Source organism: Ereboglobus sp. PH5-5 (assembly GCF_029504805.1).
Classification (GTDB): domain Bacteria; phylum Verrucomicrobiota; class Verrucomicrobiia; order Opitutales; family Opitutaceae; genus Ereboglobus.
The window spans coordinates 48,095-61,681 of record NZ_JAQFIT010000012.1 but is presented as its reverse complement, the minus strand read 5'-3'; the positions used below and the strand labels follow the sequence as shown (position 1 = coordinate 61,681).

Below are 13,587 nucleotides of genomic sequence, written 5' to 3'. Positions count from 1 at the left end.
AACCGCGGCTTTTTTCATCCGCCGCCCAGTAATTGTTTGCCGCGCTCAACTCACCGCCCCAATACATTCCCTCTTCACACCCTCCCCTTTCCCCTCATGAAACCCAACCAAATCAGCAGAAGAAAATTTCTAACCCAATCGGCCGTTTCCGCGATCGGCTGCACGATTGCCGTGACCGCGCCGCAAACACTCTGCGCGGCAACCCTCGCGGCGGCATCCGCAAGCGGCGGCGCGCCCGCGCCAACACCCGCGTCCGGCGGCAAAAGCGCGAAACTCCCGCCGCTCGTCAAGGGCGGCGCCCACGCATCCTACAAGGCGCTCGCGGACGAGCCGTTGATGCGCCAGCTCGATCTCAAGTGCGACGTGCTTGTCGCCGGCGGCGGGCTTTCCGGAATCGCAACCGCGCTGGCCGCGGCGCGGCGCGGCAAAAAAGTCATTCTCGTGCAGGACCGCTCGCGACTCGGCGGCAACGCTTCATCCGAAATCAAAATGCACCCGCTCGGCGTCGATCCGCGCAAAACCGGCTGGCGCGAGGGCGGCATCATCGAGGAGCTCAAACTCGAAAACGCCTGCAAAAACCCCGGCCTCTCTTGGGAGGTGTGGGACTTCATTCTCTACGACAAGGTCGTGTCGGAGCCGAACATCCAGTTGCTTCTCGACACATCGGTTTATCGCGTGGAAACGCGCGGCGACAAAATCACCCACGCCTGGACGCGCAGCGACACCACGCTCAACGCCTGCCGGATCGAGGCCGCGCTCTTCGTCGATGCCACGGGCGACTGCCGGCTCGGACGGGAAGCCGGCGCGCCGGTGTTCTCGGGCCGCGAGACCAAGGAGACATTTGGCGAATCGCTTTCGGGCTACGACCCCGAGGGCACGCGCCAGGGCTCCACGCTCATGATCACATCGCGCGCATACGACAAACCCATGCCGTTCCAGCCGCCGACATGGGCAAAAAAAATCACCGCCGAGCACCTCAAGCTCCGCCGCATCTCCGACAAGAGCCTCGAATACGGCTATTGGTGGATCGAACTCGGCGGCGTTTACGATGCCATCCGCGACAATGAACAACTGCGCTTCGAACTCCTCTCAATCGTGATGGGCATTTGGGATTACGTGAAAAACAGCGGCAAGTTCCCCAACGCCGCAAACCGCGTGCTCGAAACCATCGGCATGGTTCCCGGCCGCCGCGACACCTACCGTCTCGTCGGCGACCACGTGATGACGCAGCTCGACATCGAGGGCGGCTGGAAACAATTCGACGACGCCATCGCCGTCGGCGGCTGGCCCATGGACGACCATCCCGCCGAGGGCTTCTGGGCGTCGGACCGCCGCGGCTGCCGTCAAATCCACGGCAAACAACCCTACTACAACATTCCCTTCGGCTGCCTCTACTCGAAAAAAATCACGAACCTCATGATGGCGGGCCGCAACATCAGCGCGTCGCACGTGGCCTTCTCGTCCACGCGCGTCATGTCCACCTGCGCCGCCATCGGCCAGGCCGTGGGCACCGCCGCCGCGATGTGCCTCGATGCGAACATCTCGCCCGCTCGCCTGCGCGCCGACAAAACCATGGTGAAACGCCTTCAGCAGGAACTCCTGCGCGACAACCAAACCATCCTCGACATCAAAAACGAGGACCCGCGCGACCTCGCGCCGAAGGCGAAAGTCACCGCCTCGGAATCGGCGCTCGAATCGAAACCCGAAAACGTGGTCTCGGGAACCCTGCTCGACAGTCCGAAAACAAACAACAATCGCTGGCTCGCAACCGCCGACGCCAAACCGTGGCTCAAGCTGGAATGGGACGCGCCCGTGCGAATCTCCCAAGTGCGCCTCGCCTTCGACGGCGGCAAAAGACGCCTCACGCAAACCGGCCAGCAATCCGTGATCAAGACCATGGTCGTGGGCGTGCAGCCGGAACTGGTCCGCGACTACACGATCACCGCGATTCTTCCCGACGGCTCCGAGCGCGCGCTCGCCGAGGTGAGCAACAATTACCAAAACCTCCGCGTCCACGCCTTCGATTCGGTGACTGCAAAAGCCGTGCGCATCGACATCGCCGCCACCAACGGCGCCGGGCACGCAATCATCAAGGAAGTGCGCGTGGAAAGTTAGCGCGGGCTTGATTTGCCCTGTCGCATTTTAAGGCAGGGCAAACCCCGCCGGGTGAGCCGATAATGCTACGACTCACCCTCATAAGCGCTGGCTTGCTTTATGTTTCCCGCACGCCAAAGGCGTGCCATTCGTCAGCCCGGGGTCGAGCTTGCGAGACCCCGGGTAAACGATAAAAAAACAATGCGCCCTGTCAGGGCGCCACAACACCATATCATCATGCCCCAATCCCTTGCCCACCTTGCTGTTCATCTCGTGTTCAGCACAAAGAATCGGGAGCCCTTTATCGACGACGGTATCCAACCCGCGCTTCATGCCTATCTTGTTGGAATTCTTAAAGGCCTTGATTGCGTCCCCATTCAAACCGGCGGTGTTCTCGACCACGTTCACTTGCTTTTTGGTTTGTCGCGCACGCGCGCCATCGCCGATGTGACACGTGAGTTGAAAACCAATTCCACAAATTGGCTGCGCCTGCAAAGCTCGCGTCACAACCAGTTTCATTGGCAATCCGGCTACGGGGTTTTCTCGATAAGCGCGTCCAATATTTCCAGTGTAAAATCATACATCGCCAACCAACGCGAACATCACCGAAAAATGACATTTCAGGATGAATACCGCTCTCTTCTGGTAAAACATGACATCGTTTACGATGAACGTTACGTGTGGGATTGAGGCGCATGTGGCGCCCTGACAGGGCGCGTGTATTCTATTTCGAAGATCCGGGGTCTCGCAAGCTTCGACCCCGGGCTAACGAATGGCGCGCCTTTGGCGTGCGACAAATGAACAAACAATTCACGCCCACGAAAAGCGCATCTTACGAGTTACGGTTCACCCTGAGGGTTCGCCCTGCCAAACGCCACGTTACCCTTGTGTCTCGTGTGCCTGGTAGCGCTGGAGCAATTCGATGTATTCCCAGAGCGGGCCGCTGAGGCCTCGGTCGCGAAGCTTTTTCATCGTAGCAACGAATGCCGGCGGCGGGTCGCCCACGACCCAGTTGGGCGCGGTTTCGCGAAAGGCGCGCAAGCGCTCATACATGCCTTGCACGGTAAGCGGCGGCTCAATGTGAAAACGCGGCGTGGCGAGAAAAGCCTCGCGCGTTTCGCCCGTGGCGGGCGGACCGTGCTTTTCCCAAAGACGCGTGCCGGGATAAATGCGCATGCCCAGCGTCGCGAAAAAGAAGGCGCGCGGCATTTCCGCGGCCCGGGCAAGGGTTTCCTCAATGCTCCCGGGCGTTTCCCCCGGCCCCCCGAAAATCAGATAATGGCTGTAATTGATGTCGAGGGCCTGCGCGTCATCACTCACCCTCCGGATGTCGTCGAAAGTGAACGATTTTCCATAGGCCGCGAGCACGGGGTCGCTGAAGCTGTCAGAGCCGAACTCGACGTCCTTCAAGCCGGCGCGTTTCATGAGTTTCAGGTGTTCGCGCGTGAGTCCGCGCGGGCTCAGGAAACATTCCCACTCCATGTCGAGCTTGGCGGCGATCAAGGCTTCGCACACATCGACAATGTGCCTCTCGCTGGTGTTGAAAACGGAATCGACGATAAAGGTGTAACGCACGCCAAGCGCGCGCAGGCGCGCCATCTCCTCGACCACTTGCGCGCCGGTGCGGAAGCGGCTGCGGCGACCCTCGATGTGCGGATAGGCGCAGTAGCAGCACTTGAGCGGACAGCCGCGCTGCGTTTGCACGCCGATGATCGAGCCGGTGGAAACATAGGCGCTGATGATGCCGGGATCGTGCGCGGGCTCGGCGGTGAAACCGGCCTGCATGGCGGCGCATTCATTGCAACGGGAGTCGCGCGGGGATTCATTCCACGCGACTCCGGGGATTTTGGAGGGCGCGCGGCCGTCGCGAAGCGCGGAAAGGAGTTCGACAAGCGGCGCCTCGCCCTCGCCGCGCACGCCGTAATCCGCGCCGGTGAGCTCGAGGAGCTCGGTCGGGAAAAGCGAAAACGCGCTGCCTCCGACGATGAGCGGCGCGGTGGTGACCTTGCGCAACACCGAGCAGCAATCGGAGAGGTTGCGCACGAAGGAAAGCGGATTGTGGCTTTGCGCGTTGTCGATGTTGCGAAGCGAAAGCGCGACATAGTCGGGTTTCATCTTCGCTGCGCACTGATCGACGGGCTCGCTGCTGGTGCGCGAATCCCAAAGGCGCGTCTCGTAGCCCGCCTTGCGCAGCGCGCCGTCGATGTAGGCGAGCCCGAGCGGATAAACGGGATACGGCTGGTCGTAGGTGTTGAGGTTGACGAGCAACACGCGCGGCTGCGCGTCGCCCTGCGGACGGTTTGTTTCCATAAAGTTCGATTACGTTTGCTGTGGTTGTTCGGATTTTGCGGCGCGCTTCAACTCAACGATCGCGAGCGCGGAGAGCACGATGAGCGCGACGGTGACGCCGAGCGCGGACACGACGGGGATGCCGCTGCACGCGAGCACGCCGAACGAGCCCGCGGTGCTGAACGCGGAAAGGCGGATCGAGGGCGGCGGGCGCTCCTTGCGCGCGTCGTTTTCGGCGGTGAAAATGGCGTAGTTGTGGCTGAGGCAGACGCCGAGAAACGCGCCCAGCAAATGAAAGAGGTTCAGCGTCACGCCGCACAGCCCGAGCACGCCGAAGGTGAAGAAGCACGAAAAAACCGGCGTGGTAAAAATGAGCGTGCCGCGCCTCACGCCGTAAATCGCCCACATGCTCAGGCCCACGAGCACGAGACCGATGACGCTGAGGCGCAGCGCGGAAAGCCGGTAGCGCGCGAAGAGTTTGTTGAGCGACTCGAGCTGGTTGAGGCTCGTGGTGGCGAGCGCGGCGGGCGGATCGTCGGCGGGCGCGGGATGGTCGGCCACGGTGAGCAAAAAACTCGCGCCGGGCGTGTCGGCCATGAGGAGCGCGGTTTGCCCGTGAAGCGACGAGGAGAGATTGGCAATGACGTCGTCGTAGGGGCGCGCCTTGCGCGCGCCCTCGCGTTCGAACGACGAGAATTTCTCCCACGCCTCAAAAAACGGCGCGAACTCCGCCGCGTCAAAACCGTGCCGTTCGAGCGAGGCGCGCAGCGCATCGGGAAACCCGCGCAGCGTTTCGAGGCGCGCGGCCATCGCGTCATAATCGGCGCGTAGCGGAAGCGCGTAGCCGAGCGAGGCCGCGGCGGCGTCGGGAAACTGCGCGCCGTGCCACGCGGTGAATTTTTCGAGCGAGGCGCGCGCGTCGGCGATTGTCTCGCCGCGCGTGAGATAAACGGTGCGCGCCGCCGAGTCGCCGAAGAGTTGGCGCACGCCGGCGGCCTCGTCGGCGAGCCGCGGCAGGCGCGGCTGGAGTTCCCTCGTGCTGTCGTGCCAGTGCAAACGCCACGGGCCGAGCAGCGCCACGAGCGCGCCGGCGCAAAGCAGCGCGATGGCGGCGCGGCGCGTGCGCGGGGTGTGCGCGAGTTGCGCGCTGGCGAACGCGCGCGCTTGCATGTTGGGGTTTTTGATTTGCGCAAACCAGAGCACCGCGGTGACGAGCGCGCAGAGCAGCCCCGCGCTCACAAAAACGCCAAGCTGCCGGATGAGCGCGAGGTCGGAAAAAAGGAGCAGCGAAAATCCGAGCACGGTGGTCAGCGCGCTTCCGAGAAGCGGCTTCATCAGGCGGCGGACTTTTGCGGCGTAGGGTTCGCCGGGGGTTTTTTGCGGCTGCAGGTAGAGGTAGAATCCGTAGTCGATCGAGACGCCCGCGAGCATCAGCCCGAGCACGAAGACAAGGAAATGCACATGCTCGAAGCACAGCGTGACCGCGACGCACGCGCCGAGCAGCGCGCCGAAAACAACCGGCGCGAGGTTGAGCGCGCCGAGAATGCGCGGCAGGCAAAGGATGGCGATTCCGAGGACGACAAACAGGGTGAGCGGCGTGCCGACAAACAGCTCTTGCATGATGCCGCGTTTGCTTTCGGCGGCGAAGCGGCTGATCGCCGCCCAGCGAATCGTGGCGCCGGGCGCGACGGCATGCGCGGCGGCGAGGGCGGCATCGACGGCGTCGAACACGGGTTTTTGTCCGGCTTCGTGGAGCGGGTTTTCGCGGGTGAGCGTCCAGATGAGCGCGGTGTCGGCGGGCGCGTCGGCGGCGGTGTCGAGCGTCTGGACTTTTTCGACGAGGTCGGGAAGAAGGAGGAGCGGGTCGGCGGGAATGAGCTCGGCGAAGGCGAGCGCCTCGGGCTTGGCCATGAAGTGTTCGAGGTCGGCGGCGGTTTTTTCGGCAAGCCACTCGGCGAAGGCATTGTCCCCGGGAGCGCGGGCGTCCCGCCCGCCGTTTGAAGGGTTGTCCTGCGGGCGGGACGCCCGCGCTCCCGGGAATGCAATTTCGTTTTTCGCGAGCCAGCCGGGAAGCAGGAGGTCGAGGCGTTGGGTGAAAATTTGTTTGGCGAGGTCGTTGCGCGAGGTGCTGTCGGAAAGGATTTCGGCCTCGGCAAACGCGTCGCTCGCGAGAAGCGCGGCGGTGAAGGCGCGGGCCGCGCGGTCACGCGTTTCGTCGTCGCTGGGGGCGTTCAACGCGAAGAGCGCGACGCGGGCCTGCTTTTCGTTGGCGAGGGAGCGGACGACGGCGAGCTCGGGCGAGCGCTCGGTGGGCGGAATGAGTTCCAGAATGTCCGAGGTGAATCTTTCGCCGAAGTCGAGCGACGCAAGCCACGCGGCGCCGGCGAGCAGGCCGGCGAGCAAAAGGAGGCGGGCGGGCGTTTTGCGCAGAAGGCTCATTTATCGGCGCGGAAATAGCGTTGCAGTTCGTCGGCGGTGAACGCGACGCCCGCCTTGCTTTCGCCGACAAGCACTTCGACGCGGAGTTTGGGCGAGGTGTTGAAGGTGATTTTTTTTATCTCGGTGCCGATGCCGGTGACGACGATTGCGCCGAGCGCGGAGGCGAGTTTTTCGTTGAGCGGAACAAAGTCGAAACGCCAGTCGCCGCCGTCGCGCGCGGCGTAAACGGTGAACTGCTTGAAGAGTTGCCCGCTGTCGAAACGCATGACGGGCAGGAGCGCGGTGACGAGTCCGGCGTCGCGCGTGCCGGCCTTGATTTGGCGAGTGCGACCCTTGGCGTCGCGAAGCAGCAGGCCCTCCGAGTCGATGATCGTGAGCGTTTCCCCGGGCGCGGTGTAGCGGAGGCTGAGGCCGCGCTCGGGCGCGAGGCGCATTTCGCCTTGCAGGGTGATCGGCTCCTTGCGCGCGGTGAAGTAGCGGTTTTCGGTGAAGGTCGAGAATGTCGCGCCCTTCGCGGCAAGCGCGGAGAAAAGCCATTGCCACTCGTCGGCGCCGGAACCGCGTTCGATGACGGTGCCTCGCTCAGCCGGCGGGGCGGCGGAGAGGAAGAGTGAAGGGTGAAGGGTGAAAAGTGATAGAAGGAGAAGCGCGACGAGGCGCGAAGTGGATTTCATGCGGAAGATTGTTGTTTGCGTTTTTTTTGGGCGCGGCGGGCGGCGGGCCATTTGTGAAGGAGGAGCTCGGTGATGAGGCGCGTGTGCAGCCAGATCATGCGGAGGTTGTCGCGCAGGTAGTGAAAATGGGAAACGCCGCCCTCGGTGCGCGAGAGATATTTGCACGCGGCGGGAAGGTTGACCGGGGGGACGCCGGCCCAGAAAAGGCGCACGGCGAGCTCGGGGTCAAAATCATAGCGCCGCGCAAACCACGTGCGGCGCATCACGTCAACGAGCGGCGCGAGCGGATACACGCGGAAGCCGAAAAGCGGATCGTCGATGCCGCCGCCGAGGCACTCGAAATGCACGAGGCCGATGCTGAGCTTGCGGCCCTTGAGCCGGACGAGCGGCGCCTCGGGGCCGAAGACGGGCTTGCCGAGCACGAGCGCGGCGGGCTCGGCCTGCGACGCCGCCATGAAATCGCGGATGCGCCCGACGGGATGCTGCCCGTCGGCGTCCATCACGAGCGCGTGCGTGAAACCTTCCGCAAGCGCGATTTTCGCGGCGTGAAAAACGCTCGCGCCCTTGCCGGAATTTTTTTCGCGCACGATGACGCGGAGGGTTCCGTCAGGTTGCCCGGCGGCGAAAGATTGAAGCGCCTCGCCGCTGCCGTCGGTGCTGCCGTCGATGACCACCCACACGGGCGCCCAATGCGCGAGCACGTTGCGCACGGTTTCGAGCAGGAGCTGGGCGCCGGTGTTGTAGCTCGGGATGAGCACGAGGTGCGTCTTGGAAACGGGCGCGCTCATGCGGACATTTTCCCCCGGACGTATGACTCGATTTCCGCGGAGAGCGCGGCGGCGGATTTTTGCGGATCGTGCGGCCACTCGCGGTCGAGCGAGAGCTCCATTGTCGCCGGCACCACGTCGGGGATTTTCCACCAGGGACGCCCGCGCGTGACGAAGCCGGCCGACGCCCGCACGATGACAAGCCGCACCGGCGCGGCGGCGCGATTGGCGATGAGCGCGAAGCCGGGCTTGAAGGGATTGAGCGTGGCGCCGGGCTCGGTGCGCGTGCCCTCGGGGAAGATGAGCAGCGACGCGCCCGCCTGGACTTTTTCGGCGACGGCGCGCACCATGTCCACATCGTTGGAGCCGGTCACGTAACCCGCGACAATCGCGGCCGCGCCCAGCGCGGGGTTGCGCATGATGGCGGGTTTGACGACGCAAATGGTGTCGGGCAGGCGGCCGAGCAGGAGCGGCGCGTCGATGAGGCACGGATGCGTGGAAATGTAAACCGTGCCCGGCGCGAGCGGCCCGTCGAAGTTTTTCCACGTTATGCGCACCACGCCGCACGCCCGGAACCAGCGCATCCAGACGCGAAACAGCACGCGCTGGACGGCGCGCATTTTTTTATGAAGCCCCCCGCGCTTGCGCCACGGATAAAGCGGCAGGCTGAGCACGCTGATCAAAAAACCCACGCCCATGAAAAGCCCCCACGAAATATAGTAGGCGACGGCGTAGTAGATATGTTTGAGCGTGCGAATCATCTGTGGTTCACGACAGCGGCGGGAGCCGGTGCGCGGGAAAATTTGAATTTCAAAATCCCAAATCCAGAAAAAATCTCAACATCCAATGTCCAAGGCCGGGGCGGCGTTTTTTACAGCCGGGAAAAGACGGGGGAGAACAAGCTCCCGCCAATGCGCGCAACGCCGACAACCCGGGATGAGGCGCGGCGCCCGCGTTGTTTGTTTGGCTTCGTTGCGCGCGGCTTTCCCCGGGATTAAAATTCAGGTTGCTCAACCGCGTGAAAAATCAATCGGCCAGGTGCTTGTCGAACCAGTCGGCCATCAAAGCGCGCTCGGGCCCCTTGTTTTTCCAGCCGTGGGCCGCCCCGGGTTTTATGTGGAGCCGGGCTACCGCGCCGAGCTTGGCGGCGCGTTGTATAAAGATTTCGGATTGCTGCAAGGGGACGAGTTTGTCGGCGTCGCCATGCACGATGAAGGTCGGCGGCATTTTTTCGGTTATATAATAAATCGGCGAAAGCTCGCGGCCAAGCTCCCGGCGCCCCTCGGGCGTTTCCGCCTTCGGGCCGAACGCCTTCATGTAGTTTTTAAGGGTCCCCGTGCCCGCGCCGTCGAAACCCTCCTTCCCGTAATTGAGAAAATCGGTCGGCGGGTAAAAACACGCCACGGCCTGCACGGCGCTGGACTCGCGATCCACGGGATCCTTGGCCTTGGGATCGCCGGGGCCGCCCTTCGTGCCGATGGTAAGCGAAAGGTGCCCGCCCGCGCTGCTGCCGGTGATTCCCAAGCGATCCGGGCGCACATTCCAGCGCGCCGCGTTGTGCCGCACAAATCGCACGGCGCGATGAATATCCTGCGCGATCTCGGAAATGACAAACTTGGGTTGCGAGCCATGGCGCACGGCAAACACCGTGTATCCATGATCGAGAAATTCGGCGTAGTTTGAGGGATTCACCGGCGCGTTGGACGACTTCCAGCCGCCGCTAATCAACGCGAGAATGCCGCGCCCGTTTGGCCTGGCCGGCTGCATGACGTCGATCGTGAGCGCGAGGCCGAACTTGCGCGCATAAACAATATCCTTCTCGTGAGTGACAACGACGGGGGACGCGGCGTGAATGGCGCCACTTAGCAGAATCAGGGCAAGGGCAACTGCAATTGTGCGTATGTTCATGACACGCAAATCACGGCCGATATTATAAATGAACACAACAATATTACGCCCACCGCTCACCCCACTCGCAGTGCAGCTAACGGAGGAAGAAACCCAAGACGCGCTCGCCGACTACCCATGCAATGTATTCTCGGCGTAAACGCCCTTGTCTCGTGGTAGCACTACACGCACCGAAACATGCATCCTTCCATACGTGGAGAAGATTACGAACGTCTCTATCCTTCTCACACGGCGAACTCGGCTTCATGCGCATTTCGATGCGAGTGCACCGATACACACTTGCCGACGCGCAATCCGAGCTTGCCAAATGATTAAAAAAAGAGGGCACATCGCCAAATGCCCGCTACCCGGTCTTGTCGCATAGGCATCAACCAGCGTAAAAACGACGAGTTCTTATCTTTGCCAACGTGCTGCCGCACACAAAGCGCGACTGGCCACCGTCGACAGCAGCATCAAGAATCCTAGCGCGTTCCTGATTTTCTAAAAAAACACTGAATCGATGAGGCCATTGATAGTTCTACCGTAAAGAATGTCAAAGCAATGTCGGGTATTCGATTTCATACTTTTTCATTGTAATCATTTTGATGATCTCAATACTAGGAACGTATGAAAATTACTCCAGCATCTTTAACTATTACCCAATTACTCAGTTCGACTAACGAATTGTATGCTGTTCCCGCATATCAACGACGTTATTCGTGGCATGAAAAACAGCTCAATGAACTAATCGCAGATATTGATCAGTTAGAGAATAACGATACACACCTTTTGGGAAGTATCGTGTGCTTAACTAGTCCACATACCGCTGGACTCAATGAGTTGGAGGTGGTCGATGGTCAGCAACGAATTACTACCGTTTGTATAATATTATCATGCATAAAAGAAAGATTAATCAAAGAGGATAAGACACGCATGGCTCAAGAAATCGAATCATTGCTGCAAGCCAAGGCATTTGGAGAGTCGCCTGTTCGTAAAATTAGACTAGGCTCTTTAGATGCCGAGGGGTTCGACCAACTAGTTGAGGGAAAGAGTGCAGTATATCAAAAAAATCAAAGCCTAGAAAACGCTTTTAAGATATGCAGGGACTGGATGGAAAATAAAGCAATAAATGAACTAGAAAAGTTTTTATACCGATTAGTTAATCAGGCATTGATTATCAGGCTTGAAGTAAATAATGCAAAAGATGCATTTAAACTATTTGAAACAATCAATAATAGAGGGTTAAAGTTGAGTGCTACTGATATAATAAAGAATTTTATATTAGGGAATGCTGCCCGTTTTGGCTATGGAGATTTAAACTTAGCCCGCAATAAGTGGGCAGAACTATTGAAGAACCTTGATGGTGTCAATATAGAAACATTTTTTCGACATTACCTATGTGCTCAGTTAAAAAGTCGAATCACCGCTTCATATGTTATAATCTATTTCAAAAGACTATTTATGAAACAAGTGAGCGAGGCGAGAACTTTACCAAAAAACGAACAACGCCTCTATCTTGATGTTGAAGACAATGAAAGTGATGATGATAGTGATGCTACATCCATTTCCGCCGAAGACATTTTAAATGACCAACCCAATGATAACTCCAGTCAGGTTTCATTCTCTGAATTCATGGAGAATTTGACGAAACATGCAAAACATTACTCAGATGTTATTTATGCAAAAACAGGAAATGCAAAGATAGATAGACATTTACGTAATCTGAAAGGAATTAAGGCAACACAAACATACGGGTTTTTAATGTCACTTCGTGTCAGCAACTGTTCTGACAAAAACTTTATCGAAGTTCTTAAATTAACTGAATCCTTCCTTATGCGACGCCATATATGTAAGCGGCGAGCCAATGAGAACGAGTCTGCATTCGCACGGCTGTGCGGAGTGGACGGGAAAAGTCCACAGAAATCGGTGATCGAAGAATACAGAAAACTATGCCCGCCCGATGCTGAATTCTTAGATAAGTTTTTTGCTTTCGATTTTACTTCTAATCTCATTGAAAGAGCGCGTTATTGTCTTACTCAATTTGAGACCCTACTACAAGGAGATCACTTGGAACTTTTAGTAGGTGGCCCTGACATAGTTCATGTCGAACATATTATCCCTCAGAAAATCAGAACAAAAAAGTCAAAGGATGAGTTTGGCGATTGGGTTGAATACCTAGGTGAATCAGCCTTAATGGAACATGAGAAATATGTTTCACGAATTGGAAATATGACATTATTCTCGGGTGAATTGAATATGATTGTCTCCAACAATCCCTACGAACGTAAGAAAACGGCTTACCGACGCTCATCAATAAAAATTACGAATGCACTTCCCGACGATTATTCTGATTTTAGATTTATCGATGTGGAGAAAAGATCACGCCATTTTTCAGAATTAGCGGTGAAAATTTGGCCTATCCCTTAATATCTCACAGGAAAGGTTAAATCTCAGATATTCACTTTTTTTGCGTGTGCCCATCGCGGCCCGCCATTCACTCGGAGGGTTTCGAATTCCACGGGAGAAAATTGAACCAGATATACGGTTTTTCGCGCAGGATGTTTTCGAGCTGGCGGAGGAAATCCTGAAAGTGTTTCTGGCCGCGGGCGAGCGTGGCGGCTCGCGGCTCGCCGGGAATCGGGTCGAAGCGCGGCGGGGAATGCAGGGCGGCGAGGCCGGGTGCTTGGGGGACGCCAAAGGTGAGGATGACGGGACGCCTAAAAATCGCCGCGAGGATGTAGATCGTAATCGGGAAGCGGCGCCTGGCGCCGAGAAAATCGAACTCGGCGGTGCGCGCGCTGTGCTCGCAGCGGTCGCATTGGAGCGCGATGGCGTTGTCGGTGAGCGCGGCGTCCTTCATCGCGTAGATCATTTCCCGCGGGTCGTTGACCCAGATAAACTCGATGCGTCCACCGAATTTTTCGGCGAGCTTTTCGGTGTCGTGCGAATTGCCGACGCGTTCGCGCACGATGTGGACTTTGTTGTGAACGCGCGCGTGGAGTTCGTCGCCGATAAGGAAACCCTGAAGGTCGGAATCCCCCACATGAAAAGTGCCGAGAAATGCGGGGCCGCCGTTTTCCATCCACTGCCGCGCGTCATCCGCGCCGGGCGCGTAAACGGTTTTGTGCGGACGCCCGTTGAGGACGCGCAGCTTGGTCATGAGCGATTCCTCGAAGGCGAAAAAATGGCGGAACACATCGCGCGTCGTCGGGCGACGGTTGAGCGCGAGCGCGAGGTATTCGCGCGAGTGGCGGCGTTGCGCGGGCATGAACGCCATCGCGATGAGCGTGCCGATGCCGCGGATGGGCTTGTAAACGAATTCGGGCAGAAGAAAATCAACCGCGCGCAAAAAACCGTAACCCCAACTGGGGCCGGGATTGCGACGGCGTGTGGCGGAGGGCGTTGACATCGATGCGACCAAGCGATGCGCGGGCATG

General features: G+C 59.1%; 10 protein-coding genes. 3 read left to right on the top strand and 7 right to left on the bottom strand.

From position 1 onward, the window contains the following. Nucleotides 1-96 precede the first annotated feature (96 nt). The gene (locus M2103_RS09180) at nt 97-2,115 is read left to right on the top strand and encodes an FAD-dependent oxidoreductase (protein WP_277510117.1); all 2,019 of its coding nucleotides are present in this window, start codon (nt 97-99) and stop codon (nt 2,113-2,115) included. A 216-nt stretch (nt 2,116-2,331) separates the two neighbouring features. Further along, nucleotides 2,332-2,784, top strand: coding sequence for an IS200/IS605 family transposase (gene tnpA / locus M2103_RS09175; protein ID WP_277510113.1), 453 nt, complete (start codon nt 2,332-2,334; stop codon nt 2,782-2,784). Nucleotides 2,785-2,973: 189 nt separating this feature from the next. Here the strand turns inward: tnpA and M2103_RS09170 are convergent, their stop codons facing one another. The 6 genes from M2103_RS09170 to M2103_RS09145 form a co-directional block, all read right to left on the bottom strand. After that, nucleotides 2,974-4,404: a lipid biosynthesis B12-binding/radical SAM protein gene (locus M2103_RS09170; protein ID WP_277510111.1), complete on the bottom strand. Its 1,431-nt coding sequence runs from the start codon at nt 4,402-4,404 to the stop codon at nt 2,974-2,976. A 9-nt stretch (nt 4,405-4,413) separates the two neighbouring features. Next, on the bottom strand, nt 4,414-6,822 hold the full coding sequence (locus M2103_RS09165) for an MMPL family transporter (RefSeq protein WP_277510109.1): 2,409 nt from the start codon (nt 6,820-6,822) through the stop codon (nt 4,414-4,416). Then, on the bottom strand, nt 6,819-7,496 hold the full coding sequence (locus tag M2103_RS09160) for a LolA-related protein (RefSeq protein ID WP_277510107.1): 678 nt from the start codon (nt 7,494-7,496) through the stop codon (nt 6,819-6,821). Before M2103_RS09160 ends, M2103_RS09165 begins: the two co-directional genes overlap by 4 nt. Continuing rightward, on the bottom strand, nt 7,493-8,284 hold the full coding sequence (locus tag M2103_RS09155; protein WP_277510105.1) for a glycosyltransferase family 2 protein: 792 nt from the start codon (nt 8,282-8,284) through the stop codon (nt 7,493-7,495). Before M2103_RS09155 ends, M2103_RS09160 begins: the two co-directional genes overlap by 4 nt. Next, the gene (locus M2103_RS09150) at nt 8,281-9,024 is read right to left on the bottom strand and encodes a lysophospholipid acyltransferase family protein (RefSeq protein WP_277510103.1); all 744 of its coding nucleotides are present in this window, start codon (nt 9,022-9,024) and stop codon (nt 8,281-8,283) included. The genes M2103_RS09155 and M2103_RS09150 overlap by 4 nt, the downstream gene beginning before the upstream one ends. Before the next feature lie 265 nt (nt 9,025-9,289). Then, nucleotides 9,290-10,171 (bottom strand): alpha/beta hydrolase, encoded by an 882-nt coding sequence (locus tag M2103_RS09145; RefSeq protein ID WP_277510101.1) that lies wholly within the window; start codon nt 10,169-10,171, stop codon nt 9,290-9,292. Between the two features lie 606 nt (nt 10,172-10,777). On the opposite strand from M2103_RS09145, the gene M2103_RS09140 reads away from it, so the two are divergent. Then, nucleotides 10,778-12,577, top strand: coding sequence for a DUF262 domain-containing HNH endonuclease family protein (locus M2103_RS09140; RefSeq protein ID WP_277510100.1), 1,800 nt, complete (start codon nt 10,778-10,780; stop codon nt 12,575-12,577). 67 nt (nt 12,578-12,644) lie between these two features. Here the strand turns inward: M2103_RS09140 and M2103_RS09135 are convergent, their stop codons facing one another. After that, complete coding sequence (locus M2103_RS09135; RefSeq protein WP_277510099.1) at nt 12,645-13,559, bottom strand: hypothetical protein; 915 nt, start codon at nt 13,557-13,559, stop codon at nt 12,645-12,647. Nucleotides 13,560-13,587: the final 28 nt, after the last annotated feature.

Excerpts from the sequence above, each read along its gene's own strand:
- M2103_RS09180 (WP_277510117.1), top strand. The coding sequence starts at position 97 with ATGAAACCCAACCAAATCAGCAGAAGAAAATTTCTAACCCAATCGGCC.
- tnpA (WP_277510113.1), top strand. The coding sequence starts at position 2,332 with ATGCCCCAATCCCTTGCCCACCTTGCTGTTCATCTCGTGTTCAGCACA.
- M2103_RS09170 (WP_277510111.1), bottom strand. The coding sequence starts at position 4,404 with ATGGAAACAAACCGTCCGCAGGGCGACGCGCAGCCGCGCGTGTTGCTC.
- M2103_RS09165 (WP_277510109.1), bottom strand. The coding sequence starts at position 6,822 with ATGAGCCTTCTGCGCAAAACGCCCGCCCGCCTCCTTTTGCTCGCCGGC.
- M2103_RS09160 (WP_277510107.1), bottom strand. The coding sequence starts at position 7,496 with ATGAAATCCACTTCGCGCCTCGTCGCGCTTCTCCTTCTATCACTTTTC.
- M2103_RS09155 (WP_277510105.1), bottom strand. The coding sequence starts at position 8,284 with ATGAGCGCGCCCGTTTCCAAGACGCACCTCGTGCTCATCCCGAGCTAC.
- M2103_RS09150 (WP_277510103.1), bottom strand. The coding sequence starts at position 9,024 with ATGATTCGCACGCTCAAACATATCTACTACGCCGTCGCCTACTATATT.
- M2103_RS09145 (WP_277510101.1), bottom strand. The coding sequence starts at position 10,171 with ATGAACATACGCACAATTGCAGTTGCCCTTGCCCTGATTCTGCTAAGT.
- M2103_RS09140 (WP_277510100.1), top strand. The coding sequence starts at position 10,778 with ATGAAAATTACTCCAGCATCTTTAACTATTACCCAATTACTCAGTTCG.
- M2103_RS09135 (WP_277510099.1), bottom strand. The coding sequence starts at position 13,559 with ATGTCAACGCCCTCCGCCACACGCCGTCGCAATCCCGGCCCCAGTTGG.